General features: G+C 46.5%; 1 protein-coding gene. It reads left to right on the top strand.

Going from position 1 to position 404, the window contains the following annotated elements:
- On the top strand, window positions 1–404 hold a 404-nt coding region (locus A3735_RS09535), incomplete at both ends, for a GTP-binding protein (protein ID WP_231882520.1).

Genomic DNA, 404 nt, shown 5'->3' with positions numbered 1-404 from the left:
ATGATGCCACAAACCGAAGAAGCGATTCAGCATGCGCGATCAGCAAATATGCCGATCGTTGTTGCGGTAAACAAAATGGATAAAGAGCAAGCAGATCCTGATCGTGTTAAAAATGAACTAGCGACGAAAGAAGTTATCCCCGAAGACTGGGGTGGCGATGTCCAGTTTGTAAACGTTTCTGCGCATACCGGTGAAGGTATTGATGCTTTGCTTGATGCTGTATTGCTTCAAGCTGAGCTTCTAGAGTTAACAGCTGCCAAGAACGTTCCGGCAAAAGGTGTTGTTGTGGAATCTAGCCTTGATAAAGGCCGTGGTGCTGTATCAACAGTATTGATACAGAACGGTACACTTCGTGGTGGTGATATCGTTATTGCGGGCATGTGTTACGGTCGCGTTCGAGCGAT

The sequence above is a fragment of the Oleiphilus sp. HI0061 genome (genome assembly GCF_001635675.1).
This window is presented reverse-complemented; position numbering and strand designations above follow the sequence as displayed.